Raw genomic sequence first — 538 nt, 5'->3', positions numbered from 1 at the left:
CGCGCCGAGTGCGGATTTCGCCGCGCGGGCCAACGTCGACGCCACCATCTACACCACCGCCGCCACCGACCGCGAAGCCTTCTGGGCCGAACAAGCCCGACGCCTGCACTGGCACACCCCCTTCACCCAGGTCCTGGACTGGACCACCCCACCGGTCGCGAAATGGTTCGCCGACGGCCAACTCAACGCCGCCTACAACTGCCTCGACCGCCACGTGAACAACGGCCACGGCGACAAGATCGCCCTGCACTTCGTCGGCGAACCCGGCGACACCCGCGACCTCACCTACCGCGAACTGCTCGAAGAAACCAGCCGCGCCGCCAACCACCTCACCCACCTCGGTCTACAACCCGGCGACCGCGTCGGGATCTACATGCCCATGATCCCCGAAGCCGTCATCGCCATCCTCGCCTGCGCCCGACTCGGACTCACCCACTCCGTCGTCTTCGCCGGCTTCTCCCCCACCGCGCTACGCCACCGCCTCGACGACGCCGGAGCCAAACTCCTCATCACCACCGACGGCCAATGGCGACGCGGC

At 68.4% G+C, this 538-nt stretch carries 1 protein-coding gene; it reads left to right on the top strand.

Annotated elements, in window-relative coordinates; genetic code table 11:
- Positions 1-538, top strand: a 538-nt coding sequence (locus ON30_RS01530; RefSeq protein ID WP_040703586.1) for an AMP-binding protein, incomplete at both ends; no start/stop codon positions are given.

Source organism: Nocardia takedensis NBRC 100417 (assembly GCF_000308695.1).
Classification (GTDB): Bacteria; Actinomycetota; Actinomycetes; order Mycobacteriales; family Mycobacteriaceae; genus Nocardia; species Nocardia takedensis.
This window is presented reverse-complemented; position numbering and strand designations above follow the sequence as displayed.